Origin of the sequence: Mycobacterium basiliense, assembly GCF_900292015.1 — a bacterium.
GTDB classification, from domain to species: domain Bacteria; phylum Actinomycetota; class Actinomycetes; order Mycobacteriales; family Mycobacteriaceae; genus Mycobacterium; species Mycobacterium basiliense.
This window is the reverse complement of the sequence record NZ_LR130759.1, coordinates 4,570,661-4,588,711: the sequence shown is the minus strand read 5'-3', so window position 1 is coordinate 4,588,711 and position 18,051 is coordinate 4,570,661. Positions and strand designations below refer to the sequence as shown.

General features: G+C 64.6%; 15 protein-coding genes and 1 pseudogene. 9 read left to right on the top strand and 7 right to left on the bottom strand.

From position 1 onward, the window contains the following. Positions 1–384: 384 nt before the first annotated feature. Both MB901379_RS19350 and MB901379_RS19345 read right to left on the bottom strand, forming a co-directional pair. A complete protein-coding gene (locus MB901379_RS19350) occupies positions 385–1,653 on the bottom strand; it encodes a DUF4873 domain-containing protein (protein ID WP_232021906.1) in 1,269 nt (422 codons plus the stop codon). Continuing rightward, positions 1,650–2,555 (bottom strand): AurF N-oxygenase family protein, encoded by a 906-nt coding sequence (locus MB901379_RS19345; protein ID WP_158018082.1) that lies wholly within the window; start codon positions 2,553–2,555, stop codon positions 1,650–1,652. Before MB901379_RS19345 ends, MB901379_RS19350 begins: the two co-directional genes overlap by 4 nt. Before the next feature lie 171 nt (positions 2,556–2,726). Here MB901379_RS19345 and cobF point away from each other — a divergent pair, with 171 nt between their 5' ends. The 6 genes and pseudogenes from cobF to MB901379_RS19320 all read left to right on the top strand — a co-directional run bounded on the left by cobF (position 2,727) and on the right by MB901379_RS19320 (position 8,223). Then, entirely contained in the window at positions 2,727–3,467 is a 741-nt protein-coding gene (cobF, locus tag MB901379_RS19340) for a precorrin-6A synthase (deacetylating) (RefSeq protein WP_158018081.1), read from the top strand. 172 nt (positions 3,468–3,639) lie between these two features. Further along, the gene (locus tag MB901379_RS19335) at positions 3,640–5,370 is read left to right on the top strand and encodes a PE family protein (protein WP_158018080.1); all 1,731 of its coding nucleotides are present in this window, start codon (positions 3,640–3,642) and stop codon (positions 5,368–5,370) included. Between the two features lie 125 nt (positions 5,371–5,495). Then, positions 5,496–6,545 carry a PE family protein gene (locus MB901379_RS19330; protein WP_158018079.1) on the top strand — a complete coding sequence of 350 codons (1,050 nt, stop codon included), beginning with the start codon at positions 5,496–5,498 and terminating at the stop codon, positions 6,543–6,545. A gap of 47 nt (positions 6,546–6,592) precedes the next feature. Next, positions 6,593–6,835, top strand: a pseudogene (locus MB901379_RS24835) (DNA-formamidopyrimidine glycosylase family protein); the annotation flags it as partial. A gap of 132 nt (positions 6,836–6,967) precedes the next feature. Further along, positions 6,968–7,456 carry a zinc finger domain-containing protein gene (locus MB901379_RS24830; protein WP_408632394.1) on the top strand — a complete coding sequence of 163 codons (489 nt, stop codon included), beginning with the start codon at positions 6,968–6,970 and terminating at the stop codon, positions 7,454–7,456. A gap of 17 nt (positions 7,457–7,473) precedes the next feature. Beyond that, positions 7,474–8,223, top strand: a complete 750-nt coding sequence (locus MB901379_RS19320) for an SDR family oxidoreductase (RefSeq protein ID WP_197717832.1) — start codon at positions 7,474–7,476, stop codon at positions 8,221–8,223. Positions 8,224–8,295: 72 nt separating this feature from the next. Here MB901379_RS19320 and pgi read toward each other — a convergent pair whose 3' ends face one another. From pgi to MB901379_RS19305, 3 genes are all read right to left on the bottom strand, one after another. Further along, positions 8,296–9,960 (bottom strand): glucose-6-phosphate isomerase, encoded by a 1,665-nt coding sequence (pgi, locus tag MB901379_RS19315; protein WP_158018076.1) that lies wholly within the window; start codon positions 9,958–9,960, stop codon positions 8,296–8,298. 49 nt (positions 9,961–10,009) lie between these two features. Continuing rightward, positions 10,010–10,993, bottom strand: coding sequence for an esterase family protein (locus MB901379_RS19310; protein WP_158018075.1), 984 nt, complete (start codon positions 10,991–10,993; stop codon positions 10,010–10,012). 62 nt (positions 10,994–11,055) lie between these two features. Continuing rightward, positions 11,056–11,382 carry a chorismate mutase gene (locus tag MB901379_RS19305; RefSeq protein ID WP_158018074.1) on the bottom strand — a complete coding sequence of 109 codons (327 nt, stop codon included), beginning with the start codon at positions 11,380–11,382 and terminating at the stop codon, positions 11,056–11,058. A gap of 545 nt (positions 11,383–11,927) precedes the next feature. On the opposite strand from MB901379_RS19305, the gene MB901379_RS19300 reads away from it, so the two are divergent. Next, positions 11,928–12,608, top strand: a complete 681-nt coding sequence (locus MB901379_RS19300) for a PPE domain-containing protein (RefSeq protein WP_232021905.1) — start codon at positions 11,928–11,930, stop codon at positions 12,606–12,608. Further along, positions 12,605–14,896, top strand: coding sequence for a DNA helicase PcrA (gene pcrA / locus MB901379_RS19295; protein ID WP_158018072.1), 2,292 nt, complete (start codon positions 12,605–12,607; stop codon positions 14,894–14,896). The genes MB901379_RS19300 and pcrA overlap by 4 nt, the downstream gene beginning before the upstream one ends. A 67-nt stretch (positions 14,897–14,963) precedes the next feature. Here pcrA and MB901379_RS19290 read toward each other — a convergent pair whose 3' ends face one another. Beyond that, a complete protein-coding gene (locus MB901379_RS19290) occupies positions 14,964–15,536 on the bottom strand; it encodes a hypothetical protein (RefSeq protein ID WP_174237048.1) in 573 nt (190 codons plus the stop codon). Between the two features lie 3 nt (positions 15,537–15,539). After that, positions 15,540–16,604 (bottom strand): M23 family metallopeptidase, encoded by a 1,065-nt coding sequence (locus MB901379_RS19285; RefSeq protein WP_158018071.1) that lies wholly within the window; start codon positions 16,602–16,604, stop codon positions 15,540–15,542. A gap of 279 nt (positions 16,605–16,883) precedes the next feature. Here MB901379_RS19285 and sucC point away from each other — a divergent pair, with 279 nt between their 5' ends. Then, positions 16,884–18,047: an ADP-forming succinate--CoA ligase subunit beta gene (sucC, locus tag MB901379_RS19280; protein ID WP_158018070.1), complete on the top strand. Its 1,164-nt coding sequence runs from the start codon at positions 16,884–16,886 to the stop codon at positions 18,045–18,047. Positions 18,048–18,051 lie beyond the last annotated feature (4 nt).

Genomic DNA, 18,051 nt, shown 5'->3' with positions numbered 1-18,051 from the left:
TCCATCTTCTTCGACCTATCCATCTTCGGCCAAGTGTCGCGGTTTGTGCACACGGAGTCGCATCGACCTGGCCCAACATCTTCACCGCGGGTATCGACCGTGCGCCGGCGATCCGTGTGCTGTGGTTGGCCGCAGGCGCGTGATCGCGCTGAGAAGTGGACGCGGGTCGGGTAGCTGCCTCGACCCTGCCGGCCTGTTGTGCCGACTGCTGCCTCGTCGAGCATGTCGTTCTCGTTCGTGTCATCGTCCGCCGCCGCACACGCCACCCAGAGGGATTACCCGCAAAACGCGCGCGGTCAACCTCTGGTCTGGGATGTATCCAGCCTATCGGGATCACATCAGACGAAGGCGCGAATTTCGAGCAACAGCCTGACGAACGGCCGTTTACCGGCCGCCGCACGGGTACGGCGGGGCGCCCACTCCGGCGACGGTGTGCGTGCCCCAGGGCGTGCGTTCGATGATGCGCGCGGCGGCACTGTGCCCGGCCACCGTCAGCGTCGCCGACCGCGGCTGCCGCAGCGACTCCTGCGGAAGAGGGTCCACAACGGTTCCTTGCCAATGGTAGGTGCCATCGATGGGGTCGAGATGGCCGGTGAGACGCACCCGCACCCGATGGCGGGAGCCGCCGATCTCGAGCGTCGCCGTCCCGTCGTAGGTGTCGTCGTCATCGCGCGGATACGCGGACAGGTCGAACGCCTTGAATGGCCGTGGTGGCTGCTTAATCTGCAGCTGGGCACGCTCGTTGAATACCTGTTGGCTGCTGCGCAGCACCTCGATGCGGGTGCTCGCGGTGCGCCGCATGAGCTCTAGGCATTCGATAACGTAGCGGATCTGCCCGCCGACATCTGGCCCGGTGATGAAGAAGTAGTTCGGAAAACCGTGCACGGCGACGCCGTAATACGGCTCCATGCCGTCTCGCCAGGCCTGTTGGATGGTCACACCACCCGCTCCCACCAGCGTCTGCTCGGGTAGCCGATCGCGAATTGCGAATCCGGTGCCATAGATGATCGCGTCGGCGGGGTGGAGAACTCCGTCGTTGGTCCGGATGCCCGACTCGGTGAGACCTTCGATCGTCGAGTCCACCACGAGGGGCATCCGCCGCCGACGTCCGCGGAGGTGACGTTGCACCCAGCGTTGGGCGCGCGTGGTCAGCAACGGTATTTCCGGCACGACGTGGCGGGGCGGATGCTCGAAGACCATGACCGAGTCCGCCGTTTCCATCAACCGGTCGATGTGGTGGCCGAGCGCGGAGTCGGTGCCCACGGCCGCGATGCGCTTGCCGGCCGGGTCGAAACCCGGGTTCCATTCGGCAGCATGAAACGATTCACCCCGAAAGGTATTGCACCCAGCGATATCTGGCTTCCACGGAACGTGCGCCGGTGGGTGTGTGGCAATGACGACGCGCCCCCGGAATGAGTCGCCGCTCGTGGTTCCGAGCGCCCAGGTGTCTGTGTCGTCGTCAAACGTCGCCGCTACGACTTCGCACCCGGATCGCGCGGGTGGGCCCACGGCCGCGCCGCATCCGTTGTCGACCAGCATGACGTCGGCCACCTGGGCAGTCCGTAATGCCGCCGACACATGGCGGCCGGCGGTCCCGGCGCCGATGACGACGACGTCGTGGCAGGGCTCAGCGCGGCTAGATGCCTGGGTCACAGGAACCTGCTGCGCTGCCAGCCGCGGCGCGCGATCGGGCCGAGCAGGCCCACCTCGGTCAAAAACGCTGCGAGTGGAGCGAAGCCGGCAATCTGCATGTCGCGGCGATGGGCACTGGAACGGGCAATCTTTCGTGCCCGCTTGGGGTCCAGGCCCGCCCGCGCGTACGGGATCGGATTGCTGAACAAATAGTTGAAGAAGTAGCCACCAAGGCCATTGATGTTGGCCATGAACCATCGATTGAGCCGCGGCATTTCGGCCACCCGTTTGCGCGCGCCGTCCCGAGCAAACTGAATGTGTCGTGCCTCTTCGGTAACGTGAATGCGCATGAGCCGCTGGATAATTGGCTGCAATTCCGGGTCATCCATCATTTGGCGTTGTAGTGAGTCGAAGATTTCCTCGCCGATCAGCGCGGCCACCCACAACATTGAACCTCGTTGGAATGCCAGCGGAAGAGAATTGATGATCATCCGGTGAAAGCGGCGCGGGCGCACCGGTTTGGCTCCGATGCGTTCGATGGCTTTGCCGAACATCACCATGTGGCGGGTCTCGTCGCCCAGTTCGGTGAGCTTGTAATGCGTCGATCGGCTCGTTGGATCTTCGTGCAGGATGGTGCGCAACAACGACTGATTGAGCATGTTCTCGAACCAGATCCCAGCCGACAGTGTATTGACCAGCTCTTGGCGAGACAGCTCGATTTGTTGCTCGCGGGTCATTTCGTCCCACATCGGGCTGCCATACAGCGACACCAGCTTGGGTGGCAGGTAGAACTTGTCCGGGTCCAGCGGGGCATCCCAGTCGATGTCGACGATGGGTTCGTAGGACTTCTTTACCGAGCCTTTGAGCAGACGCTCGGAGAATTCTTCACGACTCGGGCCACTTGGCTTTACCGCAGTGGTCATCGTTGGTGTCCCTTCAGCAGGCGGCTCAGATGGGAGATCACACAAAGATAGTCAATACCCATGGTACTAGGTACCGCCAGTCTCGGATAGGTGTTTTGTACGTCGAATTGGGTTGACCCCGGCCGTGTCAGTGGGCAACCTGCCCTCTATCTCCCGCGGAAGGACGACAGGATGAGTCGGCACATTCACGTCATCGGTATCGGCGCCGGGGACCCCGACTACGTCACCGTTCAGGCGATCAATGCGCTCAATGACACCCAGGTGTTCTTCGCGATGGACAAGGGTGAGGCCAAACGCGACCTAGTGGAGCTGCGACGGCGCATCTGCGCGCGGTTCATCCGGGAGCCCGGGTATCGACTCGTTGAGCTGCCTGATCCACAGCGCTCCCCAGACACCGACTATCGGGAAGCGGTCAGCGACTGGCATGTGGCGCGGGCGCAGATCTGGGCGGAGGCTATCCGCGCTGAACTGGGGCCCGACGGTGTGGGTGCGTTTCTGGCCTGGGGTGATCCAGCGCTGTATGACAGCACGCTGCGGATTTTGGCAACGGTAGCTGAAGAGGTCGACATCGGTTATGACGTCATTCCGGGTATCACCGCGGTGCAAGCGCTCACGGCTAGGCACCGTATCCCGCTCAATGAGGTGGGTGCGCCGGTGCTCATCACAACCGGCAGGCAATTGCGTGCACACGGACTGGCCGGTTGCACACTGGTCATGCTTGACGCGGACTGCTCGTTTCAGACCTGTCCACCGGAGACTCGTATCTGGTGGGGTGCCTATCTCGGCACCCCGGACGAGTTGCTGTTGGCCGGCACCGTGGGTGAGGTCGGTGCGCGCATTGCGGCACTGCGCGCGCAAGCCCGCGCGCGCCATGGCTGGATCATGGATACCTATTTACTTAGGACTCGTTAAGGGCTTGCGGGACCTGGACGCACTGAACTGCACTGGCGAGAGGATGAATTAAGGATTTGGCTTAACCGGCGAAAATAGCAGCCAGATCGCGATAGCATCAGCGCCTACTAAACTTGTGTCGAAGTTCACTTATCGATCGCGACACGGCCGCAATTCGTCGGGAGGTTTGTGAATGTCGTGGGTGATCGCGGCGCCCGAGTATGTGGCTGCAGCGGCCAACGATCTCGCGGGCATTGGTTCGACGCTGAGCCAGGCCAACGCGGCCGCGCTTACCCCGATCACGGCAGTACTGCCGGCTGGCGCCGACGAGGTGTCGGCCGCGATTTCGATGTTGTTCGGGGCGCACGCTCAGGCATACCAGGCGCTCAGCGCGCAAGCGGCGCTATTCCACCAGCAGTTTGTCCAGCTCATGAGCGGTGGTGCCACCGAATATGCCGCCGCCGAGGCGGCCAACGTGCTGCCATTCCAGCAACTTGCGGGCGCGGCCACCGATCCGGTGATGGCGCTCACCGGGCGTCCGCTGATCGGGAACGGCGCCAACGGCGTGGACGGGACCGGACAAAGCGGCGGTGACGGAGGGTGGTTGCTTGGCAACGGCGGTAACGGTGGGTCCGGCGCGGCGGGTCAAGCCGGGGGCAACGGTGGGTCGGCCGGGTTGTTGGGCAACGGCGGCCGGGGCGGCGCCGGCGGCGCCGGCGCCGCGGGAGCCACCGGGGCGGCGGGCCAGGCCGGCGGTGGCGGAGGTATGGGCGGCAATGGCGGATTGCTGTACGGCCTGGGAGGTGCTGGCGGGCTCGGCGGCAATGGTGGCGTCGCCGGTGCGGCCGCTACTGGCTTCAACAACGGCAATGATGGCGGCGCCGGCGGCAACGGCGGCCTAGGCGGACGCGGAGGATTCCTGTTCGGCCACGGTGGAACCGGTGGTCAGGGCGGCGACGGTGGTGACGGCACCGCTGCTACCGCCCCCGGAGCCAGCCAGCTGGCTGGCACCGGCGGGTCCGCGGGCAGCGGCGGCAACGGCGGCCACAGCGGGTGGCTATACGGCAACGGTGGCACCGGCGGAAACACCGGCAACAGCGGTTCCTTCGTCGCCGACGCCAACGCTACCGCTGGTGCCAACGGTGGTGGCTTCCTCGCATCGGCCGGCAACGGCGGCGATTCCGGGCTGTTCGGCAACGGTGGAGCCGGCGGCAATGGGGGCTTGGGCGGCACCGGCCAGACCGTCACCGCGGTCGGAGCAGTATCTGGCGGCGCAGGCGGCAGTGGCAGCCAAGGCGGCAACGGTGGCAATGGCGGGGTCATCTGGGGCGACGGCGGCGACGGCGGCGCGGGTGGTAACGGGGCCGCCGGCGGCGGCTCGGTTGACGCGATTCTTACCTTCAACGGCAACGGCGGTTATGGCGGCTTCGGCGGAACCGGCGGAAGTGGCGGCATCATCGGCAATGGCGGCAATGGTGGTGCCGGTGGCGACGGCGGGAACGGCGGCAGCGGTGGCCACAACTTCGGCGACGCCGGACCTGGTGCGCTCGGCGGAGCCGGCGGTGATGCATTCCTGTTTGGCAACGGCGGCAACGGCGCTGACGGCGGTGCCACCGGAACACCTGGGACCCAGACCGGCGGTGGCACCGGGGGCAGCGTCTACCAGACCAGTGACGGCGGCTGGGGCGGCAGCGGCGGCTTCTTCTTTGGGAACGGCGGCAACGGTGGGTCGGCCGGCAGCATTCCCGCTGGCTTCAGCGCCCCCACTGGGAACGGTATCGGCGGCAACGGCGGCGACGCCGGACTGGTCGGCAATGGTGGCGACGGCGGGGCGGGCGCCGGCGCTACCCAGGGCGGTATGGGTGGCGCCGGAGGTTCCGGTGGCACGCTGTTCGGTCAGGCTGGTACGACCGGGCCCGCGTAACCGCTGATCGCACCGCATACGCCCGCCTTCGCCGGTGACGGCGTGATCGGTGAACGCCGACGCTTGCCGATCGCGGTAACTGTCCACGATCAAGCCGATGATGAGTGCTCCTCAGGAGGCCATAGATGTCCTTTGTGTTCGCGACGCCGGAATTAGTAGCTTCGGCAGCAACGGATTTCGCGCGCATCGGCTCCTCGATCAGTGCGGCCAACGCTGCGGCTACGGCGCCGACAACCTCGCTGCTGGCCGCCGGTGCCGACGAGATATCGGCGTCGATCGCGGCAATCTTCGGGGCACACGCTGAGGCGTATCAGGCGATGAGTGCCCAGGTGGAATCGTTTCACTCGCAATTTGTGCAGGCATTGAATGCTGGTGCCAGCGCGTACACCGGCGCCGAGGCGGCTAATGCCTCCCCGCTGCAACCGGTATTGGACGCGGTCAATGCGCCGGTGCAAGCGATTACCGGACGACCGTTGATCGGTAATGGCGCCGATGGCGCGCCCGGCACCGGGCAAAACGGTGGGGACGGCGGCTGGTTGATCGGCAGCGGAGGCCGTGGCGGGTCCGGCGGGGTCGGGCAACGCGGCGGTAACGGCGGGTCTGCCGGGTTGCTCGGCAACGGTGGCGTCGGGGGCATCGGTGGTGACGGCGCCCCGGGCGGACCCGGTCATCCGGGCCAGGCCGGCGGCAACGGCGGTAGCGGCGGTAACGGCGGATTCCTGCAGGGCGTTCCCGGAAACGGTGCCGCCGGCGGTGCGGGCGGCAACGGTGGCGTACCCAGCAGCGGTGAAAGTACCAATGGCGGCGCCGGTGGCAACGGCGGAGGAGGCGGCGGCGCAGGACTTTTCGGTCGCGGCGGCAACGGGGCGATCGGTGGAGTGGGCGGCAGCGGATCGGGCGGTGGCCTCGAGGGGGGCAGCGGTAGCGGTGGCGACGGCGGCAATGGCGGGTTTCTGTATGGCGACGGTGGCACCGGCGGTGATGCCGGCGGGGCTCAGTCGTTAATCCTCGGCGTCGGCTCTACGGGCGACGGCGATGGCGGCGACGGTGGGGATGCGTTTCTGATCGGCAACGGAGGCAACGGTGGAGCGGCTGCGCCGTTCGGATTCCCCGGCTTTGGCGGCAGCGGTGGATTGCTCTTCGGCAAGGCCGGAGCGGACGGGCCGGGTAGGTAGGCCGGCGCGAATGGACACGTGGTCGCGACGGTCGGCAGACTGAATAGGTGCCCGAACTCCCCGAGATCGAAGCGCTGGTCGACCATCTGCGGCGCCATGCCGTCGGGGCGACGATCGGCCGCGTCGATGTCTGCGCGCTGTCGGTGCTGAAAACCTTCGATCCGCCGATCGATGCCCTGCACGGCCAGATCGTGGTGGACACCCATCGGTGGGGCAAGTATCTGGGACTGCGGGGCGGAGAGCTGTGGTTGATCGCGCACTTGTCCCGGGCGGGCTGGTTGCGCTGGTCGGACAAACTGGCTGCCACCCCTCTGCGACCCGGCAAAGGTCCGATCGCGCTGCGTGTCCACCTGGGTACACCCGGTGAGGCGCCCGGTTTCGACCTCACCGAAGCCGGCACTCAGAAGAGGCTGGCGGTCTGGCTGGTCCAGGATCCGCAGCAGGTCCCAGGCATCGCTGCGCTCGGACCGGATGCGCTGGAACTCGGCCCCGAGGAGCTCGCCGGTGTCTTGGCCGGAAACACCGGTCGGATCAAGACCGCAATCACTGACCAGAAGGTGATCGCCGGCGTCGGCAATGCCTACAGCGACGAGATCCTGCACGTCGCGAAGATCTCGCCGTTCGCCACGGCGGGCAAACTGTCCGACGAACAGCTCGCCACGTTGCATGACGCGATGGTCTCGGTCCTCACCGACGCGGTCGGTCGTTCCGTCGGCCAAGGAGCCGCCATGCTCAAGGGCGAGAAGCGCTCCGGACTGCGGGTGCATGCGCGCACCGGCTTGCCCTGTCCAGTGTGTGGTGACACGGTCCGGGAAGTTTCGTTTGCGGACAAGTCTTTTCAGTACTGCCCCGGCTGCCAGACCGGCGGCAAGGTGCTGGCCGACCGGCGCATGTCGCGGTTGCTGAAATAGTCGCTATGCTCACCCGAGTGACCCGCCAGAAAATCCTTATCACCGGCGCCAGCTCCGGTCTCGGTGCTGGCATGGCCCGCGCCTTCGCTGCTAAGGACCGTGACCTAGCGCTGTGCGCGCGTCGTACCGATCGCCTCGAAGAATTGAAAAGCGAACTGTCGCAGAAGTACCCATCGATCAAGATCGCGATAGCCGAACTCGACGTCAACGACCACGACCAGGTGCCCAAAGTGTTTGCCGAGTTGAGCGATGAGCTTGGTGGCGTCGACCGCGTCATTGTCAACGCCGGCATCGGAAAGGGCGCCCGGCTGGGCTCGGGCAAGTTGTGGGCGAACAAGGCAACCATCGAGACCAACCTGATCGCCGCGCTGGTACAGATCGAGACGGCGCTGGAGATGTTCCACAACAGCGGTTCGGGGCATCTGGTGCTCATTTCGTCGGTGCTCGGCAACAAGGGTGTGCCCGGTGTCAAAGCGGCATATGCGGCAAGCAAAGCCGGATTGAGTTCGCTGGGCGAGTCGCTGCGCGCCGAGTACGCCAACGGGCCGATCAAGATCTCGGTGATCGAGCCGGGCTACATCGAGTCGGAGATGACTGCCAAGTCCGCGAGCACAATGTTGATGGTGGACAACGAAACTGGCGTCAAGGCGCTCGTCGCGGCCATCGAACGCGAACCAGGCCGGGCCGCGGTGCCATGGTGGCCCTGGGCGGCCCTGGTGCAGCTAATGCGGGTGCTGCCGCCTCCGCTGACCAAGCGATTCGCCTAACCCATCGACAGTGAATCTGACGACGCGGTGTCGGCGTGTCGCGTCGTCAAATTCACAGCCGATGCGGGGCCGTCAGCCGGCACGCCCTCGTTGTGTTCGGTAGCGACGCACCAGCGAATCGGTCGAGCTGTCCGACTGTCGCTCCGGCGTGTCATCGCTGGTGATCACCGGAAGCAACGCCTTTGCCTGGGTTTTGCCCAGTTCAACACCCCACTGGTCGAACGAGTCGATGCCCCACACCACACCTTCGGTAAATACCTGATGCTCGTAGAGCGCGATCAACTGTCCCAGCACCGACGGCGTGAGCCGGTCGGCCAGAATCGAGGTCGACGGCCGGTTGCCCGGCATCACCTTGTGCGGCACCACTTCGGCGGGGGTGCCCTCGGCGGCGATCTCGTCGGCCGTCTTGCCGAATGCCAGCACCTGGGTTTGGGCGAAGAAGTTGCTCATCAGCAAGTCGTGCATGCTGCCGGTACCCTCGACGGTCGGCAGGTCATCGAGGGGTTGGCTGAAACCGATGAAGTCGGCCGGGATCAACCGGGTGCCTTGGTGTAACAATTGGTAAAACGCATGCTGCCCGTTGGTTCCCGGTTCCCCCCAATAGATTTCGCCGGTGTCCGTGGTGACCGGTGTGCCGTCGGCGCGCGTCGACTTGCCGTTGGATTCCATGGTCAGCTGCTGCAGGTAGGCGGCAAAGCGGGCCAGGTCGTTGGAATACGGCAATACTGCTCGCGATTGCGCCCCCAGGAAGTTGGCGTACCACAACCCGATCAGGCCTAGTAGCGCAGGCGCATTGGACTCCAACGGGGAGGTCTTGAAGTGCTCGTCGACGATGTGGAATCCGGACAGGAAGTCGGCGAACGCTTCCCGGCCGATGACGGCCATCACCGACAAACCGATCGCCGAATCGACCGAATAGCGCCCGCCGACCCAATCCCAAAATCCGAACATGTTGTCGGTGTTGATGCCGAAGTCGTCGACGAGGCGTCGGTTGGTGGAAACCGCGACGAAATGTTGGGCGACCGCTGCGTCACCCAGCGCGTCGGTTAGCCAGCGTCGCGCGGCTGTCGCGTTGGTCAACGTCTCCAATGTGGAGAAGGTTTTTGATGCCACGATGAAAAGCGTTGTGGCAGGGTCTAAGTCGGCCAGAGTGGCGATCAGGTCTGCGGGGTCGACATTGGAGACGAATCGTGCCGAGATGCCCGCATCCGCGTAGTGGCGCAGCGCCTGGTAGACCATCACCGGGCCAAGGTCGGAGCCACCGATACCGATGTTGACCACGGTGCTGATCCGCTTTCCGGTGGCTCCGGTCCATTCGCCGCTGCGCAGTTGGTCGGTGAAATCGCCCATCGCATCGAGCACGGCATGCACGTCCTCGGCCACGTTGTGTCCGTCGACAATCAGCTCGGCGTCACGGGGCAACCGCAGTGCGGTGTGCAGGACCGCGCGATTCTCCGAGGTGTTGATGTGCATGCCGGCGAACATCTGGTCGCGGTGTTCTTCGAGGTTGGCATCGCGCGCAAGGTCGATCAGCAACCTTATTGTCTCGCGGTTGATCCGGTGCTTGCTGTAGTCGATGTAGAGGTCGCCGACGGTGATGGTGAGATCGTGTCCGCGATTGGGATCGTCGGCGAAGAACTGCCGAAGGTGCGTCTCTCCGATCTGATCGTGATGCTTGCGCAGCGCCTGCCACGCCGAAGTGGCTGTGATGTCAGGGATTGATTGCTCGGAGGTCATGGTTCGACCCTAATGCGGCCTGATGCGCGCTAATAGGGGTGATCGGGCGCTACGCGGCACCCAACACTCGCCGCAGATCCGGCAGCATGGCCTGCAACTGGGCGCCCCAGTATTCCCAGGTATGCAGTCCATTGTCCGGAAAATTGAACACCCCGTTATAGCCGCCGGACGCCTGGTATTTGCTCTGAAACGCCTTGTTGCTCACGCGGGTGGCGTTTTCCAGTAGATCGGCCCCAGGTTTGTCGCTGCCCCCCAACTCGGCCGAGGGCGTGCCGTTGCCCGAATACACCCAGATGCGGGTGTTGTGCGAGACCAGCTTCGCGGCATTGACGGTCGGGTCGTGTTCGGCCCAGGCCGGGTCAGTCGGCGGACCCCACATAGCGTCGGAGCGAAAGCCGCCCGCGCCCAGCTGCGCGACACCGACCAGCGATGGCCATTGCCCCGCGGATAGGTTGAGGAAGCCAGACATGGAGGACGCGTAGACGAAGTTGTCCGGGTGTTTGGCCGCCAGGATCAGCGCCGCCGACCCCGCCATTGACGCGCCCACCACGGCGTTGGCCATCTGGCTGACGCCCTTGTTTGTCTCCAACCACTCGGGTAGTTCCTGGGTGAGGAAGGTCTCCCACTTGTAGGTCCAGGTGCCCCCGTTGCCGACCGCGGGCCGGTACCAGTTGGAGTAGAAACTCGCTTTTCCGCCGGTGGGCAGGATGGCGGACAGGCCCGACTGGTCGAACCACTCGAACGCCGGGGTATGGATGTCCCATCCGTTGTAGTCGTCGCGGGCCAGCATGCCGTCGAGCAGATAAACCGCGTGGGGACCGCCGCCTTGAAACTCCACCTTGACCTGGCGGTGCATCGACGGAGACGGGACCAGCAGGTACTCGATTTGCAGACCGCGTCGCGACCACGCGGAGCAGGTAGCCGAACTGCCGGTCAGCGCAGTGACCAGCGCGAGCAAAGCTGCCGCTGAGGTAATTATCAGACGGCGCGATTGCAATGCCCTGGCTGCTCTGGCTGCCTTTGCTACCTCCATTTCGGCGGAAATGTACCGCAGCTTGGCCGCAGTTAGCGGTAAAGAGTTGCGATAGTGACCATTTAGTGGCCGAGTCGTCCTCTACCCAGGCGCAACAGCAGCATCGCCAGGTCCTTACCGTCGGGTCCCAGTTCGCTGTAACGTTCGATCACTTTCATCTCCCGGTTATGCACTAGCCGGGTGCCGCCGGAGGCCATTCGCGCTTTGCCGATTGCCTGGGATACCTCGGCGCGGCGCTTGACTGCGGCCAGGATCGCGCTGTCCAGGCGATCTATCTCGTCGCGCAGCTCTTCGATGGTGGGCAGGGGTTCGGTTTCCACAGGTTCATCGGTCTCGGTGTTCATTTCTGCTATCTCCGCATTGTCGTGAGGTGGGGGTTCTGGTCTCATCCGGCATCAGGCCTCACACAAGAGACGAGCCCCGATCGCCGAAGCGGACCACGGGGCTCTGCGAAAGCAGCTACGCCACGGGCACCGCTGGTGGGTACCCGTAAAAAAATCGGCGCTGCATGTTGAGCACGAGGAGAGTGTGCCACTAACCGGCGCACCTGCGCAAAGAAGGTCTGGAAGGCGGCTCTGCGGATATTGGCCGCGCGGGTGATCCTGGGGCGCGGTGATAGGTCCCGCGAGCACCGGACCGGCGTGTTGCGTGATGTGCACCCCGGTAACCCGGCGGAAAGTCTACGAATGCCGGATGCGGACTCTCGGAAGGCTCGTAGGCTTCGAATCGCGGTAACTGGGAGTCGCCGGCTCAGCCTTCGCGGTGTAGCCGAGACCCCTCTTGGAAAAGGCTGCGGCAATGAACTTTTCGGTGTTGCCGCCCAAGATCAACTCTTTGCTGATGTTTGCTGGCGCGGGTCAACCCGGATGCTACGGGCCGCGGCGGGGACGGCCTTGCCGGTGAGCGGGGGTCGGTACCGGCGTCGGCGTCAATGGTGGCTGCCGGCGCCCCGTACGCGAGTGGGCTGAGTGCGCGGCCACAGGCCGCGGGTGCGGCCGGCAAGGCCGAGGCGATGGCGAGCGTGTTCGAGGCGGCGCGGGCGGCGACGGTGGTGCCGGCGGCGATCGCGGCTAATCGAGATACGTTGGTGCAGATGGTGATGTCGAATCTATTCGGTCACGACAACGTCGGTTTCGGCAACGCCGGCAGCTTCAACGTGGGCTCCGGTAACGCAGGATCTGGAAACGTCGGCTACGAGAATGCCGGCGGCGTCAACGTGGGTCTCGGAAGCTTGGGCTCGGGCAATACCGGGTTCCTAAACTCGGGCAGCGTAAACACCGGAGCCATGAACTCGGGTAATCCGAACACGGGCGCCGGCTATGGAAACTCGGGCTTCAACAACAACGGCAACAGCAACTCGGGAACGGCAACAACAACTCGGGAATCCAGAACACCGGCACCTCGAGTGCGGTTGTCGGAAATATCGGCACCAACCAAACGGGTTTCCAAGTACCGGTGGCGCCAATACGGGATCCGCCACCAACAGCTTCGGCGGCCTCAACCAGGGCGACCAGCAATCGGGCTTGGGCAGCTAACCACGCCGTGTCGCTGCCCGAGTGTTCGACCGGTCCGTGCGAGGTCGTCGGCGATCGGCGGTAAGTTTGGACGGACATGAGTGTGCACGCGACCGATGCCGACCAATTGCTAGAAGGTCTCAACCCGCAACAGCGCCAGGCGGTGGTGCATGAGGGTTCGCCGCTGCTGATCGTCGCCGGAGCAGGTTCCGGCAAGACTGCGGTGTTGACCCGGCGCATCGCCTATCTGATCGCTGACCGCGGCGTGGGGGTCGGCCAGATTTTGGCCATTACCTTCACCAACAAGGCCGCTGCCGAGATGCGCGAGCGGGTGGTAGGCCTGGTCGGCGACCGGGCCCGGTATATGTGGGTGTCCACGTTTCACTCCACCTGCGTGCGGATCTTGCGCAACCAGGCGTCGCTGATCGAAGGCCTCAATTCGAACTTTTCGATCTACGATGCCGACGACTCGCGGCGTCTACTGCAAATGATCGGTCGCGACATGGGCCTGGACATCAAGCGATACTCGCCGCGGCTGCTGGCCAACGCCATTTCGAACCTGAAGAACGAGTTGATCGACCCGCATCAGGCGGTGTCGGATCTAACAGATGAGTCCGATGACCTGTCGCGCACCGTCGCCTCCGTGTTTGGCGAATATCAGCGCCGCCTGCGTGCGGCCAATGCGCTGGACTTCGACGACCTCATCGGCGAGACGGTCGCGGTGCTGCAGACCTTCCCGGACATCGCCCAGTACTACCGGCGGCGGTTTCGGCACGTTCTGGTCGATGAATACCAGGACACCAACCACGCCCAGTATGTTCTGGTGCGGGAGTTGGTCGGCCGTGACACCGAAGACGGTGTGCCACCCGGACAGTTATGTGTGGTCGGCGATGCAGACCAGTCGATCTACGCGTTCCGAGGCGCCACCATTCGCAATATCGAAGACTTCGAGCGCGACTACCCGGACGCCACAACGATTCTGCTGGAACAGAACTACCGCTCGACGCAGAACATTCTGTCCGCGGCCAATTCGGTGATCGCCCGCAACTCCGGGCGCCGAGACAAGCGGTTATGGACCGACGCGGGCGAAGGCGAGCTGATCGTCGGCTACGTCGCCGACAACGAACATGACGAGGCCAGGTTTGTTGCCGAAGAGATCGATGCGCTGGCCGAGCGCGGCGATATCACCTACAACGATGTCGCGGTTTTCTACCGCACCAATAATTCTTCGCGGTCGCTGGAAGAGGTGTTTATCCGCGCCGGAATTCCGTACAAAGTCGTCGGCGGAGTGCGTTTTTACGAGCGCAAGGAAATTCGTGACATCGTCGCCTACCTGCGTGTGCTGGACAATCCCGGCGATGCGGTCAGCATGCGGCGCATCCTCAACACGCCGCGGCGCGGCATCGGTGATCGCGCCGAGGCGTGCGTAGCGGTGTACGCCGAGAACACCGGCGCCAGCTTCGCTGACGCGTTGCAGGCCGCCGCCGATGGCAAAGTGCCGATGCTCAACAGTCGCGCCGAGAAGGCGATTGCGGGATTTGTCGAGATGCTCGACGAACTGCGCGGACGCCTCGACGATGATCTCGGCGATTTGGTCGAGTCGGTGCTCGAACGCACCGGCTACCGCCGGGAGCTGGAAGCGTCCACCGACCCCCAGGAGCTTGCCCGGCTGGACAACCTGAACGAACTCGTCAGCGTCGCACACGAATTCAGCACCGACCAAGCCAATGCGGCCGCGGTCGAACCCGAGGAAGAAGACGTGCCGGACACCGGTGTGCTGGCCGCGTTTTTGGAAAGGGTGTCGCTGGTTGCCGACACCGACGAAATTCCGGAGCACAGCGCTGGTGTGGTCACGCTGATGACCCTGCACACCGCCAAGGGTCTGGAGTTCCCGGTGGTGTTTGTGACCGGCTGGGAGGACGGAATGTTCCCCCACATGCGTGCGCTGGATGATCCGACCGAACTCTCCGAGGAGCGGCGGCTGGCCTACGTTGGCATCACCAGGGCGCGGCAACGGCTCTACGTCAGCAGAGCCATCGTCCGGTCTTCGTGGGGACAGCCGATGCTCAACCCGGAATCACGCTTTCTGCGGGAGATTCCGCAGGAACTTGTCAACTGGCGGCGCCTTGCGCCCAAGCCGTCGTTCAGTGCTCCGGTGAGCGGTGCCGGCCGGTTCGGTACACCGCGATCGGCGCCGAACCGCTCGGGGACCAGCAAGCGCCCGCTGCTGGTGCTGCAGCCGGGCGATCGAGTGACACATGACAAGTACGGCCTGGGCCGGGTCGAAGAAGTCTCCGGTGTCGGCGAGTCGGCGATGTCGCTGATCGACTTCGGTAGCTCGGGGCGGGTGAAGCTCATGCACAACCACGCCCCGGTCGCCAAGCTCTAGCGCCGAGCGTGAACCCATTGCGAAAGCGCCGCGAAATTTTCGCCGTGAGAACACATTCGGTGATGATCTACGCCAGCAGCCAGCGTTTGGTCCGGGGATGCAGCGCCAGCACCACACTGGTGAGCGGCAGTATCGGAAGGGTGTGCACGATCCATGCCACGCGTGCTCCGGCGACGAACACCCCGCCGTAGGTCAACACCGCAACCACCGCCCCCGCCGCGATCAGATGACGCCCAACCGGTCGTCGCAGCAGCAGCATGATCACGCCGGCGACGGTTGACACCGCGAAGACCAGAGCGAGAAAGCCGACCGCGAGACAGAACAATCGGTCGCTGCGCCACCATCCGGTGATCAAGTCGGTGGCCACCACCGACGTGGCCCATCCACTGACGATGCTGACCGCCGCGGCCGCCACAGCGGTACGGGCACTCGGTTCGACCGTCGGGACGGCCGGCAACTCGGCGCGCCGGATGATGCGGGTCGCGGTCTCGGTTTGCGGGAGCTGCGTGGTCTCGGAGTCCCCTACCGGCGGTATCGGCCCGGTCGGAGCCCGCCGGATGATGCGGGTTCGTGGTTCTTCCGATGGCGTCGCGCTCTCGGGCGGTTCCTCTTGCGAGGGGGTCTCGTCCGACGCCGTCACCGGTCAGCCGGCGTAGTTGCCGACAAAAAGTCCACGCTTGGCGAGCCACGGCACGGGGTCAATCCGCTCAGTGCCGCCCTGGAGAACCTCGAAGTGCAGGTGTGGTCCGGTGGAGAAACCCCGGTTGCCCATCGTGGCTATCTGGTCCCCGGCCATCACCCGCTGTCCGACGCTGACCAACGTGGTGTTGACGTGACCGTAGAGCGTAACGGTGCCGTCGGCGTGGCGCAGCTTGACCCACATGCCATAACCGGCGGTGGGGCCGGCGTCGATGACGACACCGTCCGACACCGCATAGATCGGGGTTCCGATCGAGTTGGCCAGGTCGATACCGGCGTGCAGGACGCCCCAGCGATATCCGAAATTCGAGGTGAATATGCCTTTGGTCGGCAAAACGTACAGTGGCTGTTGCAGTCGAGCTTCACGCTGAGCCCGTTCTTGGGCGAACGCCACGCCCCGCGCGAACTCCGCGTTGTGTACCGCCGCATCGGCCGCCGGCTGTGCCGCGATCACCTGGGCGCCGCGGGGCTCGCTGCCGCTCGACCCGCCGGTGAGCGCCGACGCATTAGCGGTCAGCACGGTGTCGGCACTGGTGGTATCGGATTGATGGAGCACGGTGTGGGCTGCGGCGGCCGCTGCGCCGGCGGCCATAGACGAGATCAGCAGGCGTCCCTTTGCCGCGCTGGTGGGCTGCTTGCGGTGTTGACCGCCGCGGCGCGCCACCGGGGTGACGTCGGTGGCATGGAAGCGCGGAGCAAGTGGTTTGGCCTCGGGCTCGGCGATCACCCCAACCCGCTGCTCGGCGGGAGCGGCCAGCCGGGCGGGGGACAGATCGTCGACGTCATCCAGATCGTCGAGCTCGGGAGCTTGCAAGAGCTCGGTGCCCATGTCGAAATCGGGACCGCCGAAGTCCAATTCATCGAGGTCGGCGAGTTCGGCGTCGTCGAGTTCGTCGAAGCCATCCAGGGGGATGATTTCGGTGACTTCGTTACGGTGATGTTGAAGCCAACGATTGCGCGATGCGTGAGGCGCTGCGGCAGCAGAGCGGCCTGAAGGGTGCTGGGACAATGCTGAAATGTCCTCGTATCGTGACCATACCGTTATCTGGACGTTGAGACCGTATCGGCTATCGGACGCAACTGGCAACCTCAGTTTGGAAACCTGCCTTAAAATGTGGCTTGGATCACGTTTAGATCCGGTAATTCTCGGTGACCTGCGCCACACCGGTGGATGCGATCGCTCAGCCGTTTTGGAGTCTAGATACAGTTTGCAACCGTGCGAGTTGCCGAATCTGGTATCGCCTCCTTATAGGTCCTAGCAAGTACGCCGAGCGAAGACAGTGAGCCCATGGATCTCTTCGAGTATCAAGCCAAGGAATTGTTCGCCAAGCACAATGTACCGAGTACGCCGGGGCGGGTGACTGACACCGCCGAGGGGGCGCGTGCCATCGCGACGGAAATCGGCCGTCCGGTGATGGTCAAGGCCCAGGTCAAGATCGGCGGCCGGGGCAAGGCCGGCGGGGTCAAGTTCGCCGAAACGCCCGGGGACGCCTACGAGCACGCCCAGAACATCCTCGGCTTGGATATCAAGGGCCACATCGTCAAGAAACTCTTGGTGGCCGAGGCCAGCGACATCGCCGAGGAGTACTACATCTCCTTCTTGCTCGACCGCGCGAACCGCACCTACCTGGCGATGTGCTCGGTGGAGGGTGGCATGGACATTGAGGAGGTGGCCGCGACCAAACCCGATCGACTGGCCAAGGTCCCGGTGGATGCGGTCACCGGTGTCGACGAGGCGTTCGCACGCTCCATCGCCGAGCAGGGCCACCTGCCGGCCGAGGTGCTCGACACCGCCGCGGTCACCATCTCCAAGCTGTGGGAACTCTTCGTTGCCGAGGACGCCACCCTGGTTGAAGTCAACCCGCTGGTCCGCACCCCGGACGACCAGATTCTGGCGCTGGACGCCAAGATCACGCTGGACGCCAACGCCGACTTCCGGCACCCCGATCACGCCGAGTTCGAGGACCGTGGGGCCACCGACCCGCTCGAACTCAAGGCCAAGGAGCACGACCTGAACTACGTCAAGCTCGACGGTCAGGTCGGCATCATCGGCAACGGCGCCGGCCTGGTGATGTCGACCCTCGATGTCGTCGCCTACGCCGGGGAAAAGCACGGGGGAGTCAAGCCCGCCAATTTCCTCGACATCGGCGGTGGTGCTTCCGCCGAAGTGATGGCCGCCGGGTTGGACGTGATCTTGGGAGACGCACAGGTCAAGAGCGTGTTCGTAAATGTGTTCGGTGGAATTACCTCGTGCGATGCCGTGGCCACCGGGATCGTCAAGGCGCTCGAAATCCTGGGCGATGAGGCCAACAAGCCGCTGGTGGTCCGCCTTGACGGCAACAACGTCGAGGAAGGCCGTCGCATCCTGACGGAGGCCAACCATCCACTCGTGACCTTGGTGCCGACGATGGACGAGGCCGCCGACAAGGCCGCCGAGCTGGCGAGCGCCTGAGATA

Coding starts and splice junctions, on each gene's coding strand:
- MB901379_RS19345 (WP_158018082.1), bottom strand. CDS start 2,555: ATGACCACTGCGGTAAAGCCAAGTGGCCCGAGTCGTGAAGAATTCTCC.
- cobF (WP_158018081.1), top strand. CDS start 2,727: ATGAGTCGGCACATTCACGTCATCGGTATCGGCGCCGGGGACCCCGAC.
- MB901379_RS19335 (WP_158018080.1), top strand. CDS start 3,640: ATGTCGTGGGTGATCGCGGCGCCCGAGTATGTGGCTGCAGCGGCCAAC.
- MB901379_RS19330 (WP_158018079.1), top strand. CDS start 5,496: ATGTCCTTTGTGTTCGCGACGCCGGAATTAGTAGCTTCGGCAGCAACG.
- pgi (WP_158018076.1), bottom strand. CDS start 9,960: ATGACCTCCGAGCAATCAATCCCTGACATCACAGCCACTTCGGCGTGG.
- MB901379_RS19310 (WP_158018075.1), bottom strand. CDS start 10,993: ATGGAGGTAGCAAAGGCAGCCAGAGCAGCCAGGGCATTGCAATCGCGC.
- MB901379_RS19305 (WP_158018074.1), bottom strand. CDS start 11,382: ATGAGACCAGAACCCCCACCTCACGACAATGCGGAGATAGCAGAAATG.
- pcrA (WP_158018072.1), top strand. CDS start 12,605: ATGAGTGTGCACGCGACCGATGCCGACCAATTGCTAGAAGGTCTCAAC.
- sucC (WP_158018070.1), top strand. CDS start 16,884: ATGGATCTCTTCGAGTATCAAGCCAAGGAATTGTTCGCCAAGCACAAT.